Annotated in this window: 24 protein-coding genes; 7 read left to right on the top strand and 17 right to left on the bottom strand. The window is 69.4% G+C overall.

The genetic code is table 11. The annotated features are described in order from the left end of the window. Positions 1-135 precede the first annotated feature (135 nt). From rdgB to ACZ7KI_RS39130, 5 genes are read right to left on the bottom strand one after another with little or no spacing between them, the layout of a single operon-like run. Entirely contained in the window at positions 136-741 is a 606-nt protein-coding gene (gene rdgB, locus ACZ7KI_RS39110) for an RdgB/HAM1 family non-canonical purine NTP pyrophosphatase (RefSeq protein ID WP_470278055.1), read from the bottom strand. Beyond that, positions 738-1,514, bottom strand: a complete 777-nt coding sequence (gene rph, locus ACZ7KI_RS39115) for a ribonuclease PH (RefSeq protein ID WP_044852815.1) — start codon at positions 1,512-1,514, stop codon at positions 738-740. Before rph ends, rdgB begins: the two co-directional genes overlap by 4 nt. A gap of 23 nt (positions 1,515-1,537) precedes the next feature. Next, positions 1,538-2,305 carry an MBL fold metallo-hydrolase gene (locus ACZ7KI_RS39120; RefSeq protein ID WP_470278056.1) on the bottom strand — a complete coding sequence of 256 codons (768 nt, stop codon included), beginning with the start codon at positions 2,303-2,305 and terminating at the stop codon, positions 1,538-1,540. A gap of 30 nt (positions 2,306-2,335) precedes the next feature. After that, positions 2,336-3,142 carry a glutamate racemase gene (gene murI, locus ACZ7KI_RS39125; RefSeq protein WP_470278057.1) on the bottom strand — a complete coding sequence of 269 codons (807 nt, stop codon included), beginning with the start codon at positions 3,140-3,142 and terminating at the stop codon, positions 2,336-2,338. Then, on the bottom strand, positions 3,139-3,807 hold the full coding sequence (locus ACZ7KI_RS39130) for a rhomboid family intramembrane serine protease (RefSeq protein ID WP_470278058.1): 669 nt from the start codon (positions 3,805-3,807) through the stop codon (positions 3,139-3,141). The genes murI and ACZ7KI_RS39130 overlap by 4 nt, the downstream gene beginning before the upstream one ends. A gap of 82 nt (positions 3,808-3,889) precedes the next feature. Here ACZ7KI_RS39130 and ACZ7KI_RS39135 point away from each other — a divergent pair, with 82 nt between their 5' ends. Then, complete coding sequence (locus ACZ7KI_RS39135; RefSeq protein WP_470278059.1) at positions 3,890-4,768, top strand: arylamine N-acetyltransferase family protein; 879 nt, start codon at positions 3,890-3,892, stop codon at positions 4,766-4,768. Here ACZ7KI_RS39135 and ACZ7KI_RS39140 read toward each other — a convergent pair. From ACZ7KI_RS39140 to clpS, 7 genes are all read right to left on the bottom strand, one after another. Then, a complete protein-coding gene (locus tag ACZ7KI_RS39140; protein WP_470278060.1) occupies positions 4,723-5,442 on the bottom strand; it encodes an aspartate/glutamate racemase family protein in 720 nt (239 codons plus the stop codon). The genes ACZ7KI_RS39135 and ACZ7KI_RS39140 overlap by 46 nt on opposite strands. 111 nt (positions 5,443-5,553) lie before the next feature. Then, positions 5,554-6,504, bottom strand: coding sequence for a PLP-dependent cysteine synthase family protein (locus tag ACZ7KI_RS39145; RefSeq protein WP_061982233.1), 951 nt, complete (start codon positions 6,502-6,504; stop codon positions 5,554-5,556). A gap of 3 nt (positions 6,505-6,507) precedes the next feature. After that, entirely contained in the window at positions 6,508-6,780 is a 273-nt protein-coding gene (locus ACZ7KI_RS39150) for a MoaD/ThiS family protein (protein WP_465461368.1), read from the bottom strand. Between the two features lie 71 nt (positions 6,781-6,851). Further along, positions 6,852-7,259, bottom strand: a complete 408-nt coding sequence (locus ACZ7KI_RS39155; RefSeq protein ID WP_465461369.1) for a M67 family metallopeptidase — start codon at positions 7,257-7,259, stop codon at positions 6,852-6,854. A 61-nt stretch (positions 7,260-7,320) separates the two neighbouring features. Next, positions 7,321-8,313, bottom strand: a complete 993-nt coding sequence (locus ACZ7KI_RS39160; RefSeq protein WP_470278061.1) for a P1 family peptidase — start codon at positions 8,311-8,313, stop codon at positions 7,321-7,323. Then, positions 8,310-8,867, bottom strand: coding sequence for a DUF2017 domain-containing protein (locus ACZ7KI_RS39165; RefSeq protein WP_037320714.1), 558 nt, complete (start codon positions 8,865-8,867; stop codon positions 8,310-8,312). Before ACZ7KI_RS39165 ends, ACZ7KI_RS39160 begins: the two co-directional genes overlap by 4 nt. Then, positions 8,864-9,163 (bottom strand): ATP-dependent Clp protease adapter ClpS, encoded by a 300-nt coding sequence (clpS, locus tag ACZ7KI_RS39170; RefSeq protein WP_063277132.1) that lies wholly within the window; start codon positions 9,161-9,163, stop codon positions 8,864-8,866. Before clpS ends, ACZ7KI_RS39165 begins: the two co-directional genes overlap by 4 nt. Positions 9,164-9,237: 74 nt before the next feature. On the opposite strand from clpS, the gene ACZ7KI_RS39175 reads away from it, so the two are divergent. From ACZ7KI_RS39175 to ACZ7KI_RS39185, 3 genes are read left to right on the top strand one after another with little or no spacing between them, the layout of a single operon-like run. Then, positions 9,238-10,542 (top strand): nicotinate phosphoribosyltransferase, encoded by a 1,305-nt coding sequence (locus ACZ7KI_RS39175; protein ID WP_470278062.1) that lies wholly within the window; start codon positions 9,238-9,240, stop codon positions 10,540-10,542. A 20-nt stretch (positions 10,543-10,562) separates the two neighbouring features. Beyond that, positions 10,563-11,138, top strand: a complete 576-nt coding sequence (locus ACZ7KI_RS39180) for a nicotinamidase (protein ID WP_465501209.1) — start codon at positions 10,563-10,565, stop codon at positions 11,136-11,138. Further along, positions 11,135-11,788 (top strand): bifunctional 4-hydroxy-2-oxoglutarate aldolase/2-dehydro-3-deoxy-phosphogluconate aldolase, encoded by a 654-nt coding sequence (locus ACZ7KI_RS39185; protein WP_470278063.1) that lies wholly within the window; start codon positions 11,135-11,137, stop codon positions 11,786-11,788. Before ACZ7KI_RS39180 ends, ACZ7KI_RS39185 begins: the two co-directional genes overlap by 4 nt. 77 nt (positions 11,789-11,865) lie before the next feature. Here the strand turns inward: ACZ7KI_RS39185 and ACZ7KI_RS39190 are convergent, their stop codons facing one another. Next, positions 11,866-12,540: a hypothetical protein gene (locus ACZ7KI_RS39190; RefSeq protein WP_470278064.1), complete on the bottom strand. Its 675-nt coding sequence runs from the start codon at positions 12,538-12,540 to the stop codon at positions 11,866-11,868. Between the two features lie 153 nt (positions 12,541-12,693). On the opposite strand from ACZ7KI_RS39190, the gene ACZ7KI_RS39195 reads away from it, so the two are divergent. The 3 genes from ACZ7KI_RS39195 to ACZ7KI_RS39205 all read left to right on the top strand — a co-directional run bounded on the left by ACZ7KI_RS39195 (position 12,694) and on the right by ACZ7KI_RS39205 (position 15,878). Further along, positions 12,694-13,284, top strand: coding sequence for a biotin transporter BioY (locus ACZ7KI_RS39195; protein WP_470278065.1), 591 nt, complete (start codon positions 12,694-12,696; stop codon positions 13,282-13,284). 125 nt (positions 13,285-13,409) lie between these two features. Further along, entirely contained in the window at positions 13,410-15,467 is a 2,058-nt protein-coding gene (locus ACZ7KI_RS39200; protein ID WP_470278066.1) for an ATP-dependent DNA helicase, read from the top strand. Between the two features lie 57 nt (positions 15,468-15,524). Further along, the gene (locus tag ACZ7KI_RS39205) at positions 15,525-15,878 is read left to right on the top strand and encodes a hypothetical protein (RefSeq protein WP_465461377.1); all 354 of its coding nucleotides are present in this window, start codon (positions 15,525-15,527) and stop codon (positions 15,876-15,878) included. A gap of 71 nt (positions 15,879-15,949) precedes the next feature. Here the strand turns inward: ACZ7KI_RS39205 and ACZ7KI_RS39210 are convergent, their stop codons facing one another. The 4 genes from ACZ7KI_RS39210 to serB form a co-directional block, all read right to left on the bottom strand. Continuing rightward, positions 15,950-16,354 carry an OsmC family protein gene (locus tag ACZ7KI_RS39210; RefSeq protein ID WP_470278067.1) on the bottom strand — a complete coding sequence of 135 codons (405 nt, stop codon included), beginning with the start codon at positions 16,352-16,354 and terminating at the stop codon, positions 15,950-15,952. A 10-nt stretch (positions 16,355-16,364) separates the two neighbouring features. Further along, positions 16,365-18,203: a plasmid pRiA4b ORF-3 family protein gene (locus tag ACZ7KI_RS39215; protein ID WP_470278068.1), complete on the bottom strand. Its 1,839-nt coding sequence runs from the start codon at positions 18,201-18,203 to the stop codon at positions 16,365-16,367. Positions 18,204-18,224: 21 nt separating this feature from the next. After that, entirely contained in the window at positions 18,225-18,983 is a 759-nt protein-coding gene (locus ACZ7KI_RS39220; RefSeq protein ID WP_470278069.1) for a peptidyl-tRNA hydrolase, read from the bottom strand. A 74-nt stretch (positions 18,984-19,057) separates the two neighbouring features. Further along, positions 19,058-20,287 (bottom strand): phosphoserine phosphatase SerB, encoded by a 1,230-nt coding sequence (gene serB, locus ACZ7KI_RS39225; protein WP_470278070.1) that lies wholly within the window; start codon positions 20,285-20,287, stop codon positions 19,058-19,060. Positions 20,288-20,342 lie beyond the last annotated feature (55 nt).

The following is a 20,342-nucleotide window of genomic DNA, read 5'->3' on the forward strand; positions in this document are numbered from 1 at the left end:
TTGGGGTCAAATTCTCCTTTTCCCCCAACCCACAGGAAACCAATGTTTCGAAGGGGAGGGGGGGGGGGGGGGAGGGGGGGGGGTGGGGGGGGGGGGGGGTTTGGTCCCCACCCCCCCCCCCCCCCCACGACCACCTCAACCGGCCAGTTTCCTGAGTTCTGCCACCAGGTTCCGCAACGCCTTCCCCCGGTGCGAGGCCGCGTCCTTTTCGGACGGTTCCAGCTCCGCGGAAGTCCGGGTCCCGCCCTCCGGCACGAAGATCGGGTCGTAACCGAATCCGTTGGCACCACGGCGTTCCCGGATCAGCGAGCCCCGCCATTCCCCGCGCACCACGGTCTCGTCGCCACCGGGGACGACCAGCGCCGCCGCGCAGACGAAGGCCGCGCCCATCCGCTCGTCGGGAGTGTCGGACAGCTGCGCCAGCACGAGGTCCAGGTTCGCCTCGTCGTCGCCGTGCTTTCCGGACCAGCGGGCGGACAGCACACCGGGCATGCCGTTGAGCGCGTCGACGGCGATCCCCGAGTCGTCGGCGATGGCCGGGAGACCGGTCGCGGCGGCCGCGTCCCGCGCCTTCGCGAGCGCGTTGCCCTCGAAGTCCGGCGCGGTCTCGGGCGCTTCGGGGAATTCCGGGACGTCGGCGAGGCCGACGACCTCGACGCCCTCGATCCCCTCCGCCACCAGGATGCGCCGGAGCTCGCCGAGCTTCTTCGCGTTGCGGGTGGCAAGGAGAAGCTTGGTCACTTCGCACCCTTCTTCTTGTCCGTACGCGGCTCGGGCAGTTCGCCGGGATACGGCAGCGCGAGCGCCTCGGTCTGCAGGCGGGTCAGCTCCTCGCAGCCCGCGAGCGCCATGTCCAGCATCGTGTCCAAAGTGGACCGCGCGAAGGTGGCGCCCTCACCGGTGCCCTGCACCTCGATCAGCGTGCCGGCGTCGGTGGCGACGACGTTCATGTCGACCTCCGCGCGCGAGTCCTCCTCGTACGGCAGGTCGAGGCGTACGCGGCCGTCGACGACGCCCACGCTGACCGCCGCGACCGAGGACGAAAGCGGCTGCGGGTCGGCGAGACGGCCCGCCGCGCCGAGCCAGGTGACGGCGTCGGCGAGCGCGACGTAGCCGCCGGTCACCGCGGCCGTGCGGGTACCGCCGTCGGCCTGGATGACGTCGCAGTCGATGACGATCGTGTTCTCCCCCAGCGCCGCCAGGTCGATGCAGGCACGCAGGGACCGGCCGATCAGCCGGGAGATCTCGTGGGTGCGGCCGCCGACGCGGCCCTTGATGGACTCGCGGTCGCTACGGGTGTTGGTCGCCGACGGCAGCATCGCGTACTCGGCGGTGACCCAGCCGAGGCCGGAACCGGCCCGCCAGCGGGGGACGCCTTCCGTGACGCTCGCGGCGCACAGCACCCGGGTGTCGCCGAACTCGATCAACACCGAACCCGCGGGCCACCGCTGGAAGCCTCGGGTGATCTTGATGTCGCGAAGCTGGTCGTCGTTCCTGCCGTCTTTTCTCGCCACGGCCGTCACTCTAGAACCCCGCGTCAGACGTCGTAGACGGCGCCCTGCTCGACCAGCTCGGCCGTGGGGAACGCGACGGCCGCCTCGGCGAGGACGGCGGCGGGGTCGGTCCAGGGCGCGACGTGGGTGAGCAGCAGCCGCCCCACCCCCGCCTTGCGCCCGAGTTCCCCCGCTTCCTTACCGGACAGGTGGACGCCGGGGGGCCGGTTGGGCGAGTCGGTCCAGGAAGCCTCGGAAAGCAGGACGTCGACGCCGTCGGCGAGCTCGGTCAAGGTGTCGCAGATGCCCGTGTCGCCGGTGTAGGCGAGCGTCCGGCCGCCGTGGGCAATCCGCAGGCCGAACGCCGGGGTCGGATGGTCGACCGGGACGGCGGTGACCTCGAACGGCCCGATCCGCATGGGCTCGGTCCGCAGGGCATGGAAGTCGTAGACGTCGGAGAGGTCGGTGGTCGCCCGCTCCTCCTCGTTCGCCGCGTAGGCGTACGAGAGCCGCTCATGCACGTCCGACGGTCCATAGACAGGCAGCCGGCGCGGCCTTTCGGGATACGGCAGGGCCGGGTGGTACCGCCGCATGACGGTGAGCGCACTGACGTCGGCGCAGTGATCGGGGTGCAGATGCGAAAGGATCAGCGCGTCCAGATCGAACGGGTCGCGCAGGGCCTGCAGCCGCGCGAGCGTCCCGTTGCCGAGTTCGAGTCCCAGGACGAACCCGTCCGCCTCGATCAGATAGCCGGACGCGGCGGCGTTGGGCCCGGGGATGCTGCCGCAGCAGCCGAGGATCGTGAGACGCACTGTGACACCTTAAGCGCGGAATCGGCTTTTTTACGCGCTGGTGGGAGCCAGCACACCCGGAGCGAAACCCATGAACCGCTGAGCGAGTCTGGTGAACGGCTCGGCGGATCCGGTGGCGACGAACTCGTGCCTCGGCGGGGTGCCGCGTTCGGCGAGGAGGTCGTTCTCGGTGAGGACACGCACGAGGTCACGCGCGGTTTCCTCGGCGCTCGACACCAACGTGACGTCCTGGCCCATGACGATCTGCAGGACCCCGGACAGCAGCGGGTAGTGCGTACAGCCCATGACCAGCGTGTCGACCTGGGCGTCCAGCAGCGGTTCGAGATAGCCCTGCGCGAGTCCGAGCACCTGACGGCCGGTGGTGATCCCGCGTTCGACGAAGTCCACGAACCGGGGGCAAGCGACGCTGGTGATCTCGACGTCCTGCGCGGCGGTGAAGGCGTCGTCGTAGGCACGGGACCGGACGGTGCCCTCGGTGCCGATCACGCCGATCCGGCCGGAGCGTGTGGCGGAGACGGCCCTTCGCGCGGCCGGGAGGACGACCTCGATGACGGGGACGTCGTAGCGCTCCCTCGCGTCGCGAAGGCAGGCCGCGGAGGCGGTGTTGCAGGCGATGACCAGCGCTTTCACCCCACCGTCGACGATGTCGTCCAGCGCTTCCAGCGCGTACTGGCGTGCCGTCGCGATGGGCAGCGGACCGTACGGGTTGCGGGCGGTGTCGCCGACGTAGCGCAACTGCTCACCGGGTAGCTGTTCCAGGATCGACCTGGCGACGGTGAGCCCGCCCACTCCGGAATCGAAGACGCCGATCGGGGCGTCGGCGCTCGGCTTGGTCACACGGCGAGGCTACCGGGACCGCCCGCGACCGTCTTCCGGGCTCGGGTCTTGTCCATCCTCGCCACCACCCAGGCCGCGAAGACCCCGGACAGCGCGCCGAACAGGTGACCCTGCCACGAGACGCCCGGATCACCCGGAAGCAGTCCCCAGAGCATTCCGCTCCAGATCCCCAGCAGCAGCACGGCCACCAGGATCTGGCCGGCGGCCCGGTTGAAGATGCCCCTGACCAGCAAGAACGCCAGCCAGCCGAAAGCGACGCCGGAGGCGCCCACGGTCACCGTGTTGTCCGGCGCGATCAGCCAGACGCCGAGGCCGGAGAGCACCCAGATGATCGCGGTGACCAGCATCCACCTGCCGATCCCCGACGCCATCGCGAGGAAGGCGAACACCAGGACCGGGACGGTGTTGGAGAACAGATGCTGCCAGCCGTGGTGCAGCAGCGGCGCCCAGAGCACGCCGTCGAGCCCGGAGACGTCGCGGGCGAGGATGCCGCCCTGGTCGAGGTCGGCGGGCAGTACGACGTCGACCAGCTCGACCAGGTAGAGCAGCACGGTGAAGGCCAGTGCCACGATCGCGGCGGCCTTCGGGTTCGGCGGCAGGACGCGTTTGGCCGGATCCGTACCGGACGACTCGTTCGCCGGGACCGGCTGGGGCAAAGTGGTCACCTCCCCAGGCTACGGCCGGAACGGGCGGGGTCGCCTCGGTGAGAACCCTGATTTGTCGGTGGGTGACGCTACGGTCGTCGGCATGGGGATCTCTTCTTCCGAGCACGTCAACGTGCCCGCCTATCTCGCGCGACTCGGCCTGGAGCACGAGCCGCCGAGCCTCGACGCGCTCTTTCGCCTGCACGCGGCACACGTCGAACGGGTGCCGTACGAAGATCTCGAAGTCCAGCTCGGCCGGGTCACGTCGCTGGATCCGGCGGTCTCGTTCGGCCGGATCGTCGCCGGTCGCGGCGGCTACTGCTATCACCTCAACGGCGCGTTCTCGTCCTTGCTGAAGGCGCTCGGATACCAGGTCACACGCCATCCCGGCGGGGCGCACACCGCTCAGGAGACCGCCGGGATCCACCTCAACCACCTGGCGTTGACGGTGACCGGGCTCCCGGAGACGCCCGAAGTCGGCTGGCTGGTCGACGTGGGGCTCGGCGACGGCATCCACGAGCCACTCCCGCTGCGTGAAGGCGAGTACAAGCAGGGGCCGCTGGTGTTCCGCATGCGGACGTCGGAGATCACGCCCGGCGGCTGGCGGTTCGACCACGATCCGCAGGGAAGTTTCGTCGGCATGGATTTCGCGCCCGAGACGGCCGTGATGCAGGACTTCGCCGAGAAACACGTCGAGCTGTCCACGTCCGAGAACTCCGGGTTCGTCCGCACGCTCGTGCTGCAGCGCCGGGACGCCGAAAGCCTCGATTCGCTGCGCGCGCTGACGCTCACCCGCCTGCCGGGCGGCAAGACGGTGCTGGAATCACCGGCCGAGTGGTGGACGGCGATCGAGGACGTCTTCGGGGTGCGGCGTGGCCTGTTCACCGATGAGGAACGGGACAGGTTGTGGCGGCAGGCCGTCGCCCAGCACGAGCGTCACCTCGCCGGGGCGGAAGGGAGCGCGGTCTTGCCGAGCGCGTAGTCCGCGGCCGCTTCGGCGTGCAGCCTGGTGGTGGGGAAGGTGGGCACCGAACTGTCTTCCGGGCCGACGAGCAGTTCGATCTCGGTGCATCCGTAGATCACGCCCTCGGCGCCCGCGTCGACGATCCGCGCGATGACCTCGCGGTACCGCTCGCGCGACTCGGCGGTGACGACGCCGTGGACGAGTTCGTCGTAGATGATCCGGTGCACCGTCTCGCGGTCGTCCTCGTCCGGGACGAGCACGTCGAGACCGTGCGCGGCGAGGCGTTCGCGGTAGAACGGCTGGGCCATGGTGAACCCGGTGCCCAGGAGCCCGACCCGCTTGACGTTCTCGGCTTTGATCGCCGCGGCCGTGGTGTCGGCGAGGTGCAGCAACGGGACGCCGAGGCCGTCGGTGAGCTGCTCGGCGACCTTGTGCATCGTGTTGGTGCACAAGACGACGAAGTCCGCCCCGGCGGCTTCGAGGGCGCGCGCGACGCGGTTCAGTTCGCGTCCGGCGTCGTCCCAGCGGCCTTCGGCCTGCATCGCCTCGATTTCGGCGAAGTCCACGGAGTAGAGCACGGTGTGCGCGGAGTGGTACCCGCCGCGAAGCCCACGGACGCGCTCGTTGACCAGCCGGTAGTACTCGGCCGACGATTCCCAGCTCATCCCGCCCAGCAACCCGATGACCTTCATGCTCGCCATCGTGCCAGCGCCGCGCGTGCGGTGCCGCCAACGCTATGAAAGGTCCTTTCCTTGCAAATTTTGCCAGGAAAGGACCCTTCATAGCGCGCGAGAAGAGGTGAATCAGGCCCAGAGCTGCCCGTCGAGCCTTTCGGCGGCTTCGTCGAGCGAGCCGGAGTAGGCGCCCGTCGAGAGGTACTTCCACCCAGCGTCCGCGACCACGAAGGCGACGTCGGCGGGCTTCCCCGAAGCGGCGGCCTTCTCGGCGACGGCGAGCGCCGCGTGCAGCACGGCACCGGTCGAAATCCCCGCGAAGATGCCTTCGTGCTCCAGCAGCTCACGTGTCCGGCGAAGCGCGTCGTAGGCGCCGACGGAGAAGCGGCCGTTGAGCACGCTCGCGTCGTAAAGCTCCGGGACGAACCCCTCGTCGAGGTTCCGCAGGCCGTACACCAGCTCGCCGTAGCGCGGCTCGGCCGCGATGATCTGCACGTCCGGCTTCGTCTCGTGCAGGTAGCGCCCGACGCCGACCAGGGTGCCGGTGGTGCCGAGACCGCCGACGAAATGCGTCAGCGTCGGCAGGTCCTTGAGCAGTTCGGGCCCGGTGCCGCGATAGTGCGCGTCGGCGTTCGCGGGGTTGCCGTACTGGTAGAGCATGACCCAGTCCGGGTTGGCCTCGGCAAGTTCCTTCGCCCGGCGGACGGCCTCGTTGGAGCCGCCCGCAGCCGGCGAATAGACGATCCTCGCGCCGTACGCCTGCAACAGCTGTTTGCGTTCGGTGGAGGTGTTCTCCGGCATGACGCACACCAGGCCGTAGCCCTTGAGCTTCGCGGCCATGGCGAGCGCGATCCCGGTGTTGCCCGACGTCGGCTCCAGGATCGTGGAGCCACGCCGGAGGGTGCCTTCACGCTCGGCGGCCTCGATCATCGCCAGTGCGGGGCGATCCTTGATCGAACCGGTCGGGTTGCGGTCCTCCAGCTTCGCCCACAACCGCACGTCGTGGGTGGGCGAAAGCCGGGGCAGGCCGACCAGCGGGGTGCCGCCGAGCGTGTCGAGCAGCGACTCGAAGCGAGCCATGGATCAGCCTCCGGCCACGGCGGGCAGGATGGTCAGGGTGTCGCCGTCCTTGACCTCGGCCTCGAGGCCACCGGAGAAGCGGACGTCCTCGTCGTTCACGTAGACGTTGACGAAGCGGTGCAGCTTCTCTTCCTTGACCAGGCGGGCCTTGAGGCCGCCGTGGCGGGACTCGATGTCGTCGATCACCTCGAGCACGGTCTTGCCGGCCGCTTCGACGGACTTCTCGCCGCCGGTGTGCGTACGCAGGATGGTCGGGATGGACACGGTCACGGCCATGGTGTTCTACCTCCGGTGGGTTCTCTACTACGCAGACGTTCGGTCCGGCCCCGGTTATTCCGGGCCGGGGTTCAGCCGATGATCTCGACGGGCTCCTCGGTGATCTCCCCGTCCACGATCCGGTAAGACCGGAACTGGTGCGAATCGGGGTCTTTGGTGGAGACGAGCACGTAGTGCGCGTCGGGTTCCGCGGCGATCGAGACATCGGTGCGCGACGGGTAGGCGTCCGTGGCGGTGTGCGAGTGGTAGATGACCACCTGGACCTCGCCGTTCGCCTCCAGTTCGCGATGCAACCTGAGCTGGTCCATCGAGTCGAATTGGTAGAACGTCGGCGACCGGGCGGCGTTGACCATCGGGATGAACCGTTCGGGGCTGTCCGATCCTTCCGGACCGGCGATCACCCCGCACGCCTCGTCGGGATGGTCACGGCGGGCATGGGCGACGATCTCGTCGACGAGTTCACGGCGGATCCGGAGCACATCGCACATCTTAGGTGCTGGACAGAGCCGGTCCACACTCTGAGATTGCCGCCACTCGGGGTCAGGCGAGCGCTTCGGGCCAGACGTCGCGGTAAGCGCGCATGCCGCCGGCGGAAGTGGCGTTCAGCACGCCGTGCACCATCGCCCGCCCGAACACCCGCGCGGCCGCCGAGCACAACGTGTCCAGCACCGCCGCGCGCGCCGTCGCCGCGATCGGTCCCGCGCCGCCGGGCAGTTCCCGCTCGCCGGTCGCCAGCGCGAAGACCGTGTCACCGTCGAACATCGTGTGCGCGGGCCGCACGGCCCTGGCGAGACCGTCCTGCGCGGCCACGGCGAGCCGCCGGGCCTCCGCCTTGGACAGCGCCGCGTCGACCGCGACCACGCCGATGGTCGTGTTGAGCCCGGCCGCCTTCGCCTCGACGTCACCGGGCCGGTCCGGCCAGCGGACGCCGAACTCGCCGTCGACCTCGTGATCCGCCGCGAACGCGCGGCCGGTCGAGAGGTCGACCGCCTCACCGGCGGCGTTCACCGCGGCCACGACGCCGACCGTGAACTCGCCGACACGCTCCGAGGCCGTCCCGATCCCACCTTTGAGTGAACCGGCCTTGGCCCCGGCACCCGCGCCGACGGTCCCCAGCGCGACAGGACCGGCCGCGGCGGCTTCACAGGCCGCGTAACCGAACGACGCGTCCGGGCGGTTGCCCCATTCACTGCGCGGCAGGTCGAACAGCACGGCGGCGGGCACGATCGGCACCACCTCGTGCGGCTGCGTCCCGACCGGGATCCCCAGGTTCCGCTCGGCGAGCCAGCGCATGACGCCGTCCGCCGCGGCCAGGCCGTACGCGCTCCCACCGGACAGGCAGATCGCGTTGACGTGCTGGACCAGGTTCTCCGGCTCCAGCAGATTGGTCTCGCGCGTCCCGGGCGCGCCGCCGCGCTGGTCGACGGCCCCGACGGCACCGCCGGGGACCAGCACGACCGTCGTCCCGGTCGCCCAGCCGTCACCGACCCGCTCGTGGTGCCCGACCAGCACCCCCGGAACGTCGGTGATCACGAGGTCAGCGACTGGATGAGGGTTTCCTGCACCCAGGTCAGCCAGTGGTAGACGCCCAGATGCGGCGCGCGGGGGTCGTCCTCGGGCAGCTCGTCGGGCATGTCCTCGGTGACGTCGAGCGCGGTGCCCAGCGCGAGCCGGACGTCGTTGAGCGCGCCCAGCCAGGCGTCGGCCTGCTCGAAGGTCAGCCGCACGTTCCCGCCGTCCCTCGGCAGCGTGTCCAGCACGATCTTGGCGACGCCGACCTTCTTGTCCAGCAGATCCGGCTCGTGGATCGAGCGCATCGCGGCGGCGGAGTCGATGTCCTCGCGGGTCGGGTTGTCCGGGTCCAGCTTGTGGAAGTCCGGCAACAGCCGCGAGAGGACGGGATCGTCCGGCGACTCGGTCGGACCCGTGCGGATCCCGGTCAGCTCGGCCAGCTCGTCCTGCGGCGCCTCCTCGGCGCGCGCGGTGAGCATGTCCTCCAGCTGGCTGACCAGACCGCGCAGTACCGCGGCCTCCTGCTGCTCGAACCCGGCGACGATGGTCTCGCCCTTGCGGCGCCATCCGTTCACGACGGCTGTTCCATCGTCGCCCAGAGGCCGGCCGCGTGCAGTTTCGCGACGTCGGTCTCCACTTTCTCCTTCGAACCGGAGGACACGATCGCCTTGCCCTTCTGGTGTACGTCGAGCATCAGCTTCGTGGCGTGGTCCCGGCTGTAACCGAACAGCTTCTGGAACACGTACGTCACGTACGACATGAGGTTCACCGGATCGTTCCAGACGACCGTCCGCCAGGGCTTGTCCTCAGAGACGATTTCTACTCCCTGTGGATCAACCTGCGTCTGCTCGGATGCGACAGGCGTGGACATGCACTCCATGGTGTCACGGGCCCGACCCGGTATGGGTTGGCAGGTCCGGCCGTGTGGGTGAATAGGCTGGCACCATGGGTTTCCCCGAGGCGGCCACTGGCGCCAGCACCGCGCTGCTCACCGACCACTACGAGCTGACCATGCTGGCCAGCGCGCTCGCCGACGGGACCGCGGACCGGCCCTGCGTCTTCGAGGTCTTCGCACGTCGTCTGCCCGACGGCCGCCGCTACGGCGTCGTCGCGGGCACCGGCCGCGTCCTCGACTCGATCGCGGACTTCCGGTTCACCGACGCCGAGCTGAGCCAGCTGGAGGCGACGGCCGTCGTCGACGACGCCACCCTTTCGTGGCTCGCGGACTACTCCTTCTCGGGGAACATCGACGGCTACGCCGAGGGTGAGCTCTACTTCCCCGGCTCCCCGATCCTGACCGTCACCGGTTCGTTCGGCGAGGCCGTCGTCCTGGAGACGCTGATCCTCTCGATCCTCAACCACGACAGCGCGATCGCGTCCGCGGCGGCTCGGATGTCGGGCGCCGCGCACGGCAGGCCGATCATCGAGATGGGCGGGCGCCGCACGCACGAGTACGCCGCCGTCGCCGCCGCGCGGGCCGCGTACCTCGCCGGTTTCGCCACGACTTCCAACCTCGAAGCCGGTCGGCGCTACGGAATCCCGACGCGGGGCACCGTCGCGCACGCCTTCATGTTGCTGCACGACAGCGAAGAAGCCGCGTTCCGCGCGCAGGTGAGCAAGATGGGCGCCGACACCACACTCCTGGTGGACACCTACGACATCACCAAGGGGATCGAAACAGCCGTCCGGGTGGCCGGAACCGAGCTCGGCGCGATCCGCATCGACTCCGGTGACGTCGGCCCGCTGGCCCGCAAGGCCCGCGAGCAGCTGGACTCCCTCGGCGCCAAGGACACCCGCATCGTGGTGTCCGGTGACCTCGACGAACACGCCATCGCGGCACTGCGGGCGGAACCGGTCGACGCGTACGGCGTCGGCACCTCGGTCGTCACCGGTTCCGGTGCCCCGACCGCCGGCATGGTCTACAAGCTCGTCGAGGTCGACGGCAAACCGGTGGCCAAGCGCAGCGCGCACAAGGAGTCCCGCGGCGGGCGGAAATCGGCACTGCGACGGCACCGCGGCACCGGGACCGCCGTCGAAGAGGTGATCTGGACCGCCGGCTCGGCGGTACCGGAACGGGAACCGAACGACCACGAATTGCAGATTCCGCTGGTCCGGGACGGCCGGACGGTGGATGATCTGCCCACGCTGGACGACGCGCGCCAGCGGCTTCGGCGTGCGCTGGTGAGCCTGCCGTGGGAGGGCCTCAAGCTTTCGCACGGGGAGCCTGCCATCCCGACCGTATTCGTCTAACGAGAGTTCAGGAGCAACACATGGGGACCGCCCTGATCGTGGTCGATGTGCAGAACGACTTCTGCGAAGGCGGGTCGCTCGGCCTGCCCGGCGGCGCCGCGGCCGCCGAAGGGATTTCGAAGCTGGCCGCCGAGGGCGGCTACGCGCACGTCGTCGCCACCCGTGACTACCACATCGACCCGGGCGACCACTTCAGCGAGACGCCGGACTTCAAGGACAGCTGGCCGCGGCATTGCGTCGCGGGCACCTCCGGCGCGTCGTTCCACCCCGCGCTCGACGTGGTCCCGATCGCCGAAGTCTTCTCCAAGGGCGAGTACACCGCCGCGTACTCGGGCTTCGAGGGCAACGCGCGCGACGGCAAGACGCTCGAAGCGTGGCTGAAGGAGCACGACGTCACCGAGGTCGACGTCGTCGGCATCGCGACCGACTTCTGCGTACGCGCCACAGCGCTCGACGCGGCGAAGGCGGGCTTCACCGTCCGGGTGCTGCTGGACCTCACCGTCGGCGGTTCGCAGCCGACGGTCGACGCCGCGCTCAAGGACTTCGACGAGGCGGGCGTGAGCTACACCGGAAAGGCGCCGGTCCCTTCCGCATGATCCAGCACGACCTCCAGGACACCTTGATCGAAAACCGGCTCATCGCGATTCTGCGAGCGGCCGACGCGAGCCGCTTCGCCGACGCCGCCACGGTGCTGCACGCGGCGGGCGTCCGGGTGCTCGAAGCGGCGTTGACCACGCCGGGAGCCGCGGAAGCCATCACGACCATCCGCAAGAAACTCGGTGACGACGCGTATGTCGGCGCCGGGAGTGTCCGCGAAGTGTCCGACGTGGACATCGCGGCGGACGCGGGCGCGACGTTCCTGGTCACGCCGACGGTGAACCCGCTGGTGCTGGAGCGCGCGCACGAACGCGGGCTGCCGGTGATCTGCGGCGCGCTGACCCCGACCGAGATCGACCAGGCGTGGCGCCTCGGCGCGGCCGCGGTGAAGGTGTTCCCGGTCGCCGCCGTCGGCGGGATCGCCTACCTGCGGGCGATCCGGGCGCCGATGCCGGACATCCCCCTGGTGCCCACCGGTGGCGTCCACCTCGCCGAGGTCGGGAAGTACCTCGAGTCGGGTTCGATCGCCGTCGCGGCCGCGACACCGCTGCTGGGGGACGCACTCACCTCCAGCGGATCGCTGACGGACCTCGCGACCCGGGCGAGCGAGTTCGTCGCCGCGGCCGCGAAGTACGTCTCGCGCGCCTGACCCCTTATGCATTTCGTCCTCTAATTGCGGTCCTTGCACACGCAAGTACCGCAACCAGAGGACGAAATGCGGGGCCTTCAGGGGGTTGGCTTCTTCTTGCCGTACGGGTCGCAGCGCGCGGTACCGAGGTAGATGTCGCCCTTCGCCGGTCCGCCGCCCTGCGGGAACAGCTTGATGTGCAGCATGTGCGTCACCAGGCTCCCGTCGGGCGGGGTCGGCGTGACGGTCTCGTTGACCGTGAGCGAAGCCAGTGCCGTCCCGCCCTTTCCGCCGGCGATGGTCTGCCGGTAGTTCTGCGGGATGGTCTCCGGCAGCGTGAACCCGGTGATGTCGCCGAACTCGATGTAGCCGAGGCTGCCGTCCTTGGTGGTACTGCATTTCGCCAGGAACGTGCGGACCTTGATCACCGGTCCGCCGTAGCGTTTGAGCAGGGTGGTCTCGAACCGCCGCCCGGACCCCTCACCAACCGCCACCGCACCTGTACGGCCGCAGTTCGAGTCGCCGCCGTTGAACCGGGCGAAGTCGCCGATGGATCCGCCGGCGGTGGTCGCGGTCAGGGGCCCGTCGACGTCACACGGCGCCAGTTCGCCGGTGACGACGTGTTCGTCGCCGATCTCCACGTCGACCGACCCGACCGACGCCGACGCCGACGCGGGTGCCGGTTCGGCCGACGCCGCCGTGCCTCCCGCCGCCAGTGCCCCGGTCAGCATGGTCACCGAGAGCAGCCTTCCCGCTGTCCTGGTCTTCTTCATGACTGGCAGCTTCCAGCAAGAGCCTGACCGGCGCAGGGCCACGCCACCCGGACGAGTGGATCGAGCCGGACCGTGAGGTGGCCGACATTCGGACCGCGACCTGTCTTCTGACGTTAACCTCGGTTCACATTCGTGTACTCATAGGAGGTCTGAGTGTCTTCGCTGTCCGTGGCCGGCCACCGTCCGGTCCTCGCCGACCTCGTCCCCGGCGCCCTCGTCCGTGACGCGATCCTGGTCGCCGGTGGTGCCGCCCTCACCGGCGCGGCCGCGCAGATCGTCATCCCGGTGCCGGGCTCTCCGGTGCCGATGACCGGCCAGACGTTCGCCGCCCTCCTGGTCGGCGCGGCGCTCGGCTGGAAGCGCGGCGCGCTGTCGATGGCGCTGTACCTCGCCGTCGGTGCCGCCGGTGTCGGCTGGTTCCAGAAAGGCTCCTCGGGTCTGTTCGGCGCCAGCGCGGGCTACATCGTCGGGTTCGTCTTCGCCGGCGCCCTGGTGGGCGCGCTCGCCGGCCGCGGCGGTGACCGCACGCCCCTGCGCATGGCGGGCACGATGGTGCTCGGCAACCTCGTCATCTACTCGTTCGGTGTGCCGTGGCTGATGGCCTCGACCGGCTCCGGCCTGTCGACCGCGCTGCAGCACGGCGTCGTCCCGTTCCTCATCGGTGACGCGTTGAAGATCGCCGTCGCGGCGGCTCTGCTCCCGGGCACCTGGGCGCTGGTTTCCCGCTTCCGCAAGGACGCGTGACCGGCCCTTTCACCGCCCCACGCGCTGCAATGAAAGGTCCTTTCCTCGCAAATTTTGCCAGGAAAGGACCTTTCATTGCACGGTGCGGACGATCTTGACGGTGGTCCCGGCTATCGTCTTGTCCCGTGCCCAACCGTGCTGATTTCCCCGGCGTCCTCGAACTCCTGACCCACGCGGTCGAGTCCGTGGGTGGTGCCGAGCGCGAGGGCCAGGTGCGGATGGCGGACGCCGTCGGCCGCGCCATCCGCACCGGCGAGCACTTGGCCGTCCAGGCGGGCACCGGTACCGGGAAGTCGTTGGCCTACCTCGTTCCCGCGATCCGGCACGCGGTCGAGAAGGAGGCCACTGTCGTGGTGTCCACGGCCACCATCGCGCTGCAACGACAGCTGGTCGACCGCGACCTTCCCCGGCTGGCGAAGGCGCTGAAGAAGCCCCTCGGCCGCGAACCCACCTTCGCGATCCTCAAGGGCCGTCGCAACTACCTCTGTCTTCACCGGCTCGATTCCGGCGCCCCGGACGAGCCGGAGGATCAGCAGCTGTTCGACCCGTTCGCGGTCTCCCGGCTGGGCAAGGAGGTCACGCGGCTACGGGAATGGTCGTCGGACACCGAGACAGGTGACCGCGACGAACTGGTCCCCGGTGTCTCGGATCAGGCGTGGCGCCAGGTTTCCGTCACGGCCAAGGAATGCCTCGGCGCCTCGCGCTGCCCCATCGGCACCGACTGCTTCGCGGAACGGTCCCGTGCCGAGGCAGGCAAGGCCGACGTCGTCGTCACCAACCACGCGCTGCTGGCGATCGACGCGCTGCAGGGCTACCAGGTGCTCCCCGAGCACGACCTGGTGATCATCGACGAGGCACACGACCTGGTCGACCGCGTGACGTCCGTGGCGACCGGCGAACTGACCAGCGGCATGGTGTCCGCCGCCGCCCGGCGCTGCGGGAAGCTGGTCGACGAGGAAGTCGCGGACCAGTTGCTGGAGGCGAGCGACGGGCTGGCCCTGATCCTCGACGACCTGCCGTCCGGCCGGATGGATTCGCTGCCGCAGGCCCTCACCGGCGCGATCCCCGCGGTCCGCGACGCCGCGCAGCGCTGCCTCACCGCGCTCGGCAAGGACCGGAAGGAAGAGGTCGACGAGGCCACGGCGCGCAAACTGGCGCGGTCACTGCTCGAAGAGGTCCACGACACCGCGGTCCGGCTGCTGGAAGCCTTCGACGACGACAAGGCGCAGCAACGCGACGTCGTCTGGCTGACCGGGGACAGGTTCTCCACGAACCCGCGCCCTCCCGCGCTGAAGGTGGCGCCTCTCGGCGTGGCTGGCCTGCTGCGTGAACGCGTGTTCAACCAGCACACGACCGTGCTCACGTCGGCGACGCTGACCTTGGGCGGCACCTTCGACACCATGGCCAGGCAGTGGGGCCTCCCGCCCGGTGGGGCCAGGGTCGAGAAGGCCGCGGGCGCGGCGACCGACAAGGCCGCCCCGGCCGACAGCGACGACCTCGAAGGCCCGAAGTGGACCGGCCTCGACGTCGGCTCGCCGTTCGACCACAAACGCAACGGCATTCTCTACCTGGCCAAACACCTGCCGCCGCCCGGCAGGGACGGCCTGCAGCCCTCCACCATGGACGAGCTCGCGGAGCTGATCGAGGCCGCGGGCGGGCGCACACTCGGCCTGTTCTCCTCGATGCGCGCGGCGAAACAGGCGACCGAGGAGATGCGGGAGCGGCTCGACCTGCCGATCCTTTGCCAGGGCGACGATTCCACCGGTCTGCTGGTGCAGAAGTTCTCCGAGGACGCGCGCACCTGTCTGTTCGGCACGCTGTCGCTGTGGCAGGGCGTCGACGTCCCCGGTCCGTCGCTGCAGCTCGTCGTGGTCGACCGTATTCCCTTCCCGCGTCCGGACGACCCGGTCTCGTCCGCGCGGCAGCGAGCCGTGGAAGCCAGAGGCGGCAATGGTTTCCTTACCGTCGCCGCCACGCACGCCGCGCTGCTGCTCGCACAGGGCACCGGACGGCTGCACCGCTCGGTCACCGACCGCGGTGTCGTGGCGATCCTGGACTCGCGGCTGGCCACGGCCCGCTACGGCGGATTCCTGCGTGCCTCGCTGCCGCCGTTCTGGCCGACCATGGATCCGAAGGTCGCCCGCGACGCGCTGCGCCGCCTCGACGCGGCCGCCCCGGCCTGAGTGGTCTGGGACACGGCCGAGTACCGTTAACGGAACGCCGAAGACAGGGAGAACCGGTTGTCCCACGAGTCGCCCAACGCACAATCCCGGACCGTCAGCGTCGATGACACCGGAGTGCGGCGTCAGCTCGCGGACGGAAGCGAGGAAGCCGTCACGTGGTCGGAGCTGTCCGCGGTGGTGGTCAGAGTGATCCCTGAAGGCCCGTGGAAAGAAGATGTCTTCTTCATGCTCGCCGGCACCGACGGGAAGGGCACCGCGATCCCCAGCGGCGACCCGGCCGCCGACGCGCTGATCGAGCGGCTGCAGACGCTGCCCGGCTTCGACAACGAGAAGTTCATCGAGGCCATGACCACCGACGCCGACGAGGCGTACGTGGTCTGGAGCGCGGAAGGCCACGCCGCCAAACACTAGAGCCAAGCGCTGTGAAAGGTCCTTTCCTTGCAAAATTTGCAAGGAAAGGACCTTTCATAGCATCCGGGCACTTACTCGACCGGGAAGCTTTCCGTGACCGGGATGCCCTTCTTCAGCGTCCGGCTCACCGTGCACAACCGCTCGATGGCGCGGTCCACCGCCGCCGCGAGCGCCTCCCGGTCCTCCGCGGCGAGCGAGGACACGTCGACGTCGAAAGCGACGTGGACGCCGTCGAGCTCTGGAGCGTCGTCACGCCGATCCGCGGTCACGCCGACCCGGAAGGTCGAGTCTTCGCCGATCCGGCGCGTGATGAGGTTCTCGGCGGTGACGGCCGAGCAGCCCGCCGCCGCGATCTGCAGCAGTTCGGCCGGAGAGAAGGCGCCCTCGGCACCTTTGCGCCCGATGCGGACTTCGGCGCCGCGTTCGTTGCGGCCAATGAACGCGTGCTCGCCGTCGCGTTGGACTTCCAGGGTCACGGTGTCCCTTTCAGAGGTTGTCGCCGGTGAAGATCTGATTGACTTCCTCAACGGAGAACTCGTGTGGATCGAACTCGTCACCCGTATTCAGGCCCAGCCACTCGAGCATGTCATCGTGCTCGTCAGCGTCTGGATCGGCGAGGATCTCCCGCAACCGCTGGTACCCCCACACGCCGCCACAGTCCTCGGGCGGGCATGTCCCCTTGCCCGCGGTGCAGACGACGCCGGTCATTCCGGGGTCCGCGGGAAGAGCCTTCTCCAACGTGATGGTGTGTTCCCAGTCGTCGCCGAAGTCGTAGGTATAGCCGAGCTTGGCGCCGACTCCGACAAGAACGTCGGACAGGCGTACCGCCGATTCGTCCCGATGACCGAGCCCGGGGTCGGGTAAGCCGTATTCGTAGGCACCGTCGGTGAAAACGTGCATATGGCAGTTTTCCCAGCCCATCGCGTCCTGGATGACAAAGTGGAACTGGCCGAGGGTGAGTGCGGCGGGGACCTCGAGGCGCCGCCACACCGGCGGTTTCGTCGCCCCCCGCAGCTGAACCTTGATCCGATACCGGGCGCCTGGTACCGAAACTTCGGTGCGCGCCACAGGCATCCGCCACTCACCCGGCGGCACGATCCTGATCTCAGGGCGAGCGGGAGTCAGCAACGAGACCAGCCTCGGCGCGCCCGGATGCCCGCTGTTCTCGAGCAAGGACAGAGCCGCGGCCAGGTCGCCTCCCGCCTGATCCTGAAGTAACCCGGGAAGCAGATCGGCCGGCAGGTCGGGCGGTAACGCCTCCAGCATGATGGTGAGAGTGTCGGCGGTGATCCACGCCTCGTCGGCTTCGGACGGAACGGTTCCTTCCTCCTCCGCCAGCACGATTCGGGCATACGCGCCGAACCCGTCCTTGGCCGCCCATTCACGCCAGACGGGCAAGGCCTCCGGACCGTACTCCCCGGCCAGGGTCACGGCCAACAGACGCTGTTGCCCGGACGCGGATTCGCCGGCCGCGAGCAATTCATGGACGGCCTGGGCAGGCGTACGGGCGGCCTGCCAAGGCCGGGACATCACCGAGGCGACCGCCGGCGGCACCGCGGCCAGCTCACCGAGCAGCGTCGCCCCATCCACCTCCGGCGCGGGAGCGCTTTCCCGGAACATGAAGTCGGTCAGCCAGTGTCCGAGGGAGGTCAGCTCGGCAGTACCGTCACGCAGGATCGCGATACCGAATTCACCCAGTATCTCCACGAGGTCCGCAGCGTAGGACTCATCCGCGCCGAAGCCGTCGGAGAAGTCGAACTCGCTCCCCAGACCACCGGACACGCAACCGGGGCACTCGCATGCCACGGGATTGCCGACGGTCATCTCCTCGATGACTCCGCGCAGGTCGCCGAGCGACGCGGAACCACCACGTCCGTGAAGATCGGCCAGTACGGCAAGGTTTTCCAAATCGATCTGTTCTCCGGCCTCGCCGGAGAGCCCGAGAGACTTGAACGAGCATTGGGCCCAGATTTCCAGCACGTTCTCCGGGTTCCCGCCCAACCACTCCTCGAGATTCTGCCCTGGCCCCACCTGATCGCGAAACACCTCGATGAATCCGGCGTCCAGCGCCGTCGTCCACACCAGCATCAACTGCTCGATGTCCAGCGCGCTGCGCGGCTTGCGGGTCGACAGCTCGATCCCCAGCTTGTCGCACGCTTCGACCGCCAAGGCCGGTTTCAGCACACCCCTCGTAGTGACCGGTTTGCCGGTCCCGATCCATTCGGCCAGCACCTGAACAGAGGCCAGCGCAGGACAATCACCGGCGGCCTCGGCCATCTCGCGGGATACCCGGACAGGAGCTTTTGCAGTAATGCCGGAAGCCATGCCCGGCACCATACTCAGGTCTCAACCGCGCTGGGCGATGACGGTGACCGTCCCCGGGTCCACCTCGGTGAACCCCGCGTCCCGGACCGCGACGACACCGTCGCGCCGCCAAGAACCCTCCGGGTCCTCGATCGGGCACAGCGCCTTCCAGACCGCGACCGGCGGCGTCCGCACCGAGCACCGGAATCCGGTCTCGGCCCAAGCGGCCTGTTCGGCTTCGTCCAGCAGCGAGGCCAGGATCATCGTCGCGTGCCCGACCTGGGCGGCGCCCTTGCCCACGGTCATCGAGACCTCGGGGTTCAGCAGCAACCGCGGGATCCCGTCCGGCGCGGGCCCCGGCTCGTCGGCCGGGAGTTCGCTGCCGGAGATCTGCAGCCGCGAGACCTCTTTCGGGGCATCGACGACCCGGCCGGGCAGCAACACCCGCGCCTCGGCGCCGTCGACCTCGATCGTGATGCCCGGCAGTTCCTGCACCGCCTGCCAATGCGCGCCCCGCGCGCGGCGGGCGACCTTGCGGATCCGGCCGTCGACCCACGCCTTGAGCGGCTCGTGCCATTCGCCTTCGGGCTCGGCGCGCTCGTCGAGACAGACCGCGATCGCGGCCGCCGCGGCGGCTTCCAGCAAAGCGGTCCGGGACGGCGGTTCGGCGCGTTCCATCCGCAGGATGACCGGCATGGCCCGGACTTCGGCGGGATCCTCGTCGGAGGTGTCCACCGTGCTTTCCGCGGGGAGGCCGAGCCAGTACGCGTAGCGCGCCGCCAGCGGCTCCAGCACGCTCATGCCTACTCCTCGTAGTGGGTCGCTTTGCGTCGCATGAGCGGGCCCTGTGTTGAATGATTCGCTCGCAAGCTCGCTCATGGCCGGGAAAGCTCGAGACCGTCGGCCGCGTCGGCCGCCTCGATCTCGGCCCTCGTGACCCCGAGCAGGAACAGCACGGCGTCGAGGTACGGGTGCGAAAGCGCCGTGTCGGCGACCTCGCGCAGCGCGGGCTTCGCGTTGAAGGCGACACCCATCCCGGCGACCGACAGCATGTCGATGTCGTTCGCCCCGTCGCCGACCGCGACGCACTGCTGCAACGAGATCTCGTACTCCTCGGCGAACCGGCGCAGCGCCGTCGCCTTGCCCGCGCGGTCGACGATCTCCCCGACCACCCGGCCGGTGAGCTTGCCGTCGACCACTTCGAGTTCGTTCGCGGCGGCGAAGTCGAGGCCGAGATCGTCCACAAGGGACTGGATGATCCTGGTGAACCCGCCGGAGACGACCCCGCAGCGGAAACCCATCCGCTTCAGCGTGCGGATGGTCGTGCGCGCGCCGGGGGTGAGCTCGATCGACGCGGCGACCTCGTCGAGCACCGTCTCCGGGAGACCTTCCAGCAGCGCGACCCGGCGCTCCAGAGACTCGCCGAAGTTCAGCTCGCCGCGCATCGCGGCTTCGGTGATCTCACGAACCTGGGGTTCGACGCCGGCGTGCGCGCCGAGCATCTCGATGACCTCGCCCTGGATGAGCGTGGAGTCGACGTCGAAGACGACCAGGCGCTTGGCCCGCCGGGCGAGCCCGGCCCGCTCGACCGAGATGTCGATCCCGGCCTCCACGGCGGCGTCGGCCAGCGCGGTCCGCAAGGCCGCGTCGGCTTCCGGCGTGTCCTGCGCGAGCGAGGCGTAGAGCTCCAGCCCGGTGACCGGGTAGTCGGCGACACTGCGGATCGAGTCGATGTTGACGTCCAGCGCGGCGAGACGGCGCGCCACGTCGGAGAACGACCGCGCGGTCACCGGACGGCCGAGCATCAGCAGGACGTGCGTCGAATCCTTCTGGCCGCTGGCGAACGGGTCGGCGCCGATGGCCGAGCCGATCTTCACCTCGACCTGCATCCCGACCGACGCCATCGCCTGCTCGACGTATTCCTGCAGGCCCTCGGGGTCGCGGTACACCCCGGCGAGCACGCCGAGCACCAGCTGGCCGCGGATGACCACCTGCTCGACGTCGAGGATGTCGACGTCGTGCCGGGAGAGCACGGCGAACAGGACCGAGGAGACCCCCGGCTTGTCGGGGCCGGTGGTGGTGATGAGAACTGGTGTCTGCGTCACGGGCTCAGTCTCTCTCAGCCGAGTATGAAAAAGGCGCGTGCCTTGCCCCTGTGTG

Source organism: Amycolatopsis sp. NPDC039088 (genome assembly GCF_055598845.1).